General features: G+C 71.3%; 2 protein-coding genes. One reads left to right on the top strand and one right to left on the bottom strand.

What is annotated here, in order from left to right; all coding sequences use genetic code 11:
* A partial coding sequence (locus ACYVE9_RS14275; protein WP_461028207.1) for a DUF2637 domain-containing protein occupies nucleotides 1-712 on the bottom strand: 712 nt, incomplete at its 3' end.
* A 2,050-nt stretch (nucleotides 713-2,762) separates the two neighbouring features.
* Here ACYVE9_RS14275 and ACYVE9_RS14270 point away from each other — a divergent pair.
* Nucleotides 2,763-5,324 (top strand): AfsR/SARP family transcriptional regulator, encoded by a 2,562-nt coding sequence (locus tag ACYVE9_RS14270; RefSeq protein WP_461028206.1) that lies wholly within the window; start codon nucleotides 2,763-2,765, stop codon nucleotides 5,322-5,324.
* The last annotated feature ends 135 nt before the right edge of the window (nucleotides 5,325-5,459 follow it).

Genomic DNA, 5,459 nt, shown 5'->3' with positions numbered 1-5,459 from the left:
GCACCTGTGCGGGCGGCTGCGGCACCGTGATGCCGGCCGCCGCAAGCCCGGCGGGGGCCGTCTCGCGCAGCGGGATGCCGAACCGGGCCAGCTTCAGCGGCATCAGCGCCTCCACCGGCGCCCGACGCCGCCAGGCCCGCCCGAAGCGGGCCCGCAACCGCGCCTGGTAGACGAGCCGGTCCTGCTCCAGCCGGATGACCTCCTCGTAGGAGCGCAGCTCCCAGAGCTTCATGCGCCGCCACAGCCGGAACGTGGACGGGAAGGCGAGCAGCCACCGGGAGATCCGCACGCCCTCCATGTGCTTGTCGGCGGTGATGTCGGCGATCCGGCCCACGGCGTGCCGCGCGGCCTCCACGGACACCACGAACAGCAGCGGGATCACCGCGTGCATGCCCACGCCGAGCGGGTCGGGCCAGGCCGCGGCGCCGTTGAAGGCGATGGTGGCGGCCGTCAGCAGCCAGGCCGTCTGGCGCAGCAGCGGGAAGCCGATGCGCAGCCAGGTCAGCAGCAGGTCCAGGGACAGCAGCACGACGATGCCGGCGTCGATGCCGATCGGGAAGAACGGTGCGAAGGCGCCGAAGCCCTTGTCCTCGGCGAGTTCGCGCACCGCCGCGTAGGAACCGGCGAAGCCGATCGCCGCGATCACCAGTGCGCCGATCACGACCACACCGATGAGGACGCGGTGCGTGCGGTTCAGCTTCGTCGCGGCCACCCGCGATCCCCTCCCAGGTCGGACACCGAGCTCGCACCGTCGGGCGGTGGGCTCCACCCTCGGACGTCGGGCGGCGCCCAGCCTGACACATCTGTCAAGGTCATGACCGGGCGGTGTGGTCGACGGCGCCCGTCCCCGCCCGGGGTCGCTCCGGTTCGGAGAGGCCCTTCCCGGCGACCTTCTCCGCGCCCTTGTCGCGGGCCGCCGCGGCGACCCGCTGCTCGGCGTGCTCGGTGGCCCGTTTGTTGCCGGTGTCTGTCGGCCGTCGGCAGCCACGCCGGCTGCCGCGGCAGCCGACACCCGACGCGCGGCCAGGTCAGCGCAGGTCCAGGGGGAGCGGCACGGCGACGCGGCATCGATGCCGGTCGTTGTACGGGTTGTCTGAAAGTCGTTGATGCGTCATTCTGGCTGCCGGAGCTCAGGTCAGATTGGTGCATTGCGCGCAAGTACCCGTTGCGGCGGTCCTGTTGCCCGCATGTGGTCGCTCTCGATGGGGAGGTGTTGCTTCCGGAGGCCGGGTGACACGAGGGCAGCCTCGCCGTCAGCGCCCGCTGCCTGAACGGTGGGAACATCGCCGCAGCCTCCGGCGAGCCGCCTGCGGACACCGTTGCCTCCGACGTCCCCAGGCCTTGTCGATGACGGACGACGGCGGCGCCCGACGGAAGCTGAACGCGCGGAGACCGCACGCCCTTTTCAGATCGCACGCCTTTCAGATCGCACGCCTTTTCGTCGATCCGCATCGGCGAGGGGTGGAAGAACGGATGATTCAGTCCACCGAGGGATGTGAATCGCGTTTTGCGGACCGTATTTTCACTGGGGGATGACGGGGTCGATTCCGGTTCGTTTGCGAATGTCATTGACGGGTGCCGTCCGCACATGTGTGTGCTTCTTGTGACGCTTGTGAGGCTACGATGACGGCTGGCATCGCCGTGCTTGTCATCCGGCAGGATAAAGCCGATGCGCTCGTGTTTCTCCGCGCACACTGCTCCGACGTGTGCAGGGGAGCCCTCACGTCGCCACCGTCAGCACGGGCCGTCGCGGGGACGGCGACGACAGCCGATCCTGGGGCCGTTTCGAGCTCGTGGTCGCCGAGCCGGAGAGTCCGTGGGCGACCGACCAGGGGCATGGTTCCCGCGACACCGGCGGGGAAGTGGAGCTGAGCAACAGATGGATTTGCGAGCAGGAAGGTACGCAACGTGAAGAAGTCCATCCGGGTCTCCGTGGACGCCGGTCAGTGTCAACGGCCATGTTGTTCTGGTCCGGATCCACTTCTCGGGACCACCCCACGTGACGATCGGCCACGTTGACGTCTGAGCGGTGCGTGTCACGTGACCAGGCGTTCGGCCTGCTGGTACGGCGTCCGACCGGTGGCCGTCGTGGACGTACGGGAGGTCGGCACCGGGCTGTGCGTCACCGCGCACAGTGGCGACGGGGCGACGTGCCCGGACCGCGCGACCCGTTCGCTCCAGGTCCGTGACCGCTACGGGCGGCGGCTGGCGGTTCTCGCCGTGGGCGGTCGCCCGGTGACCGCGGCTCTCACGGTGCGCCGGTCCCGTCGCGATGCCGCGTGCCGTCCACGACGCACGGCCGAGAGGGCCGAGGGGCCGACCCCGCGCTGTGGACGCCGGGGATCCGGCAGGCCGCACCTGGAGGCGACCGGCTCGGGTGCCGGGCGGTATCCGGCTGGAGGGTGAACTCGCAGGCGGGCCCGGCCGGTGGAAGTGAAATCCCTTGCAGCCACGGGTGGCCGGTGAATTCCGGGGACCGTACTGCAGAATTCCGGACGAGTTCGGTCACTGCTCACCCGGCGCTGATGGCCTGAAGCGCCGTACACGAGACGAAGACTTCTACGGCGGGGTACGGATGATGCCCGGCAAGGCCCGGTTCGAACGGCAGAATCCGGTAACAATAACAAGGTTCCAGATGTTGAGGAGATTGTCACCGGCAGTGTGGGCCAACTGATCAGCAGTACGGGCTGAGTTCAGTCCGTACTCGGTCCGAGGGGGGAATGTATGGACAGCCTGACGTCCGTTTGCAGAGTGTCCGGATCATGGGTCCCACCAGCTCCGTGCGCCGCGTCCTCAACCGGGACACCCCGGCGGTCACACACGCACAGCTCCCAGCGGGACGGATCGGGTTCACCGGCCGAACACCGATGTCCGACGTCCGGCACCGCCGGAGGGAAGCGATGGACGGCCAGGCCCGCGTTCTGCGAGCCGGCCGCGTGACCTCGCGCGAGGGGGACCTGCGCTTCCAGGTGCTCGGGTCGGTCGCGGTGCGCTGCGGGGACTCCCCCGTCCGCCTGCCCAGCACCGTGGCGCGCCGCGTGCTCACCATGCTGATGCTGTCGCCCGGCGAGGTGCTCAGCACTCCGCGGCTCGCCGCGGCGGTCTGGGGCCCGTGCTGTCCGGCGACCGCGTCGAACCAGGTGCGCAAGGCGGTCGCCCAACTCCGCCAGGCGATACCGGGTGCGGGTGACTACCTGCTCACCGACGGCCCGAACTACCGGCTGAGTGTCGGCGCGACCGAGTCCGACCTGGTGGAGTTCAACCAACGCCGCCGGCGGGTCCGGAGGCTGACGGAGCGCGGGGTCGGCGAAGCCCAGGTGATCCAGGAGTTGCAGACGGCCCTGTCCCTCTTCCGCGGCCGGGTGGCGGCCGACATCGTCGACGAGCTGGAGAACGGCCTGATCCGCGCGGCCGCACGGGTGGTGGAAGAGCGGCGGCTCGCTGTCCAGAAGGAACTGATCTCCCTGCGGCTGCGTTCGTCGCCACCGGCGCTGGTGATAGAGGACCTCCGGGATCTCGTGGCACAGCACCCGCTCGCGGAGGATCTGCGCGCACAGCTCATGCTCGCGCTGTCCCTCTCGGGAAGGCAGGCCGACGCGCTCGCCGAGTACGCCGAGATACGCACCCTGCTCCGCGACGAACTGGGCATCGACCCCGATCACGCGCTGGCCCAGGTGCACGAAGCGGTGCTGCGCGGAGACGCGGTCGCCTACCTGCGGGCCGGCGCCCCGCTCCGCTACGACGAGCAGCGCACTGCCACCCAGCTCGACGCGGGTAGACGGCACGTGGCACTGCGGGCCAAGAAGGCACACGTCCCGGCCGCCTGCACCCTGCCCCACGGGCTGACCGACTTCGTCGGCCGCCGGCAGGAGGCGGACACCCTGCTGCGCACCGCCAGGGCGGGCTCCCGGGGCTCGGGGCCGCTGCTGATCTGCGTCGACGGCATGGGCGGCATCGGCAAGACGGCCCTCGCCCTGCACGCGGCCCACCAACTGGCCAGGGACTACCCGGACGGCCAGTTCTACGTCGACCTGCACGGGTTCAGTCCGTGCGAGCGGCCCAGCGAACCCGCCGAGGTGCTCCAGGTCCTGCTGTGCTCACTGGGGATCGAGGCGAAGCACATCCCGGCGGACCTGGACAGCCAGGCGGCCATGTGGCGTGCCCGGTTGGCCGATTCGAAGGTGCTGCTGCTGCTCGACAACGCCGCGAGCGAGGCGCAGATCGTGCCGCTGTTGCCGCCGGGCAACGGCTCCCTCACCCTGATCACCAGTCGCCGTCGTCTCTACGGCCTCGACGGCACCGAGCCCTGCCCGGTCTCCCGGATGAACGCGGGCGACTCCCGCGAACTCGTCGAGCGGCTGCTCGGCGGCGGACTGGAGTCCGAGGCGACGGAGCGGCTCGTCGCGTACTGCGGCGGACTGCCGCTGGCGTTACGCCTGGCAGCCGCGAAACTGCGCAGCCGCCCCACCTGGACGCTGTCCCACCTGGTGGGACGCCTGGACGACGTGCGCCTTCGCGCCGCCGAACTCCAGGCGGGCGACCGGAGCGTCCAGTCGGTGCTCCTGCTCTCCTTCGACGCGCTGGCCGAAGCCCAGCGCCACGCGCTGTGCGTGCTGGCCCTGGTGCCCGACGTGAGCATGGACGTGTACGAGGCGGCCGCCCTGCTCGGCACCGACCCGGCCGAGGCCGAACTGCTGCTGGAGGGCCTGCTCGACGTGAACCTCCTCGAACAGCCCCGCGTGGGCCGCTACGCCCTGCACGAACTCCTGTCCGGCGTCCTGGCGGGCACGGGGGAGTTCCAGCAGCTCCAACGCAGCAGCAGGCGGCGCTCCGCGCTCCGCCGGCTGCTCGCCCACCACCTGGCGGTCACCTCCCGGAGCTGCCTGCTGCTCGGCAGGCCGGACGTCGGCACCGGCGCCGGAGACGACGCCGTTCCCGGCCTGCCCGAGATCAACAGCCGGAAGGAGGCGACGGAGATCTGCGAGCGGGAGCTGCCCGAGATGCTGGCGGTGCTGCGCTCCGCCGGGCACGAGGGGTTCTTCGGGCCGGCCGCGCAGCTCGCGCGCGACCTGCGGTTCATCCTGTCGCCGGAGGGCGGGAGCGTCCGCGGCGACGGGAGCGTCCGCGGCGAGGACGAGCTGGGCTGGGAGTACGGGGGCGGGGCCACCGACTCCCCGGAGGCGGAGGCGTACCGGAGGGCGCTGCTCGGTCTGGCGGACGCCTGCCGGGGCATCGGCCTGCTGGAGCAGAGCGCGACGCTGACCGCCACGGCCCTGAGCCACGCCGCGCGCGGGGGCGACCGCTCGGGGGAGCCCGTGCCGTAGCCGGGCTCAGGGCTGTGGCGGGCTCACTGCCCCGCACCACTGCCTTCGGGCCCGCGCGGACACCACCTGTGGCCGGGCGTCAGGACGCGGACGCCACCGGGGGCCGCGCGGTGGGCTCGAACCTGACGGGAATGC

It is taken from the genome of Streptomyces sparsus, assembly GCF_054776295.1.
The sequence above is the reverse complement of the archived record's forward strand: the minus strand, read 5'-3'. Positions and strand labels throughout refer to the sequence as shown.

Coding starts and splice junctions, on each gene's coding strand:
- ACYVE9_RS14270 (WP_461028206.1), top strand. CDS start 2,763: ATGGGTCCCACCAGCTCCGTGCGCCGCGTCCTCAACCGGGACACCCCG.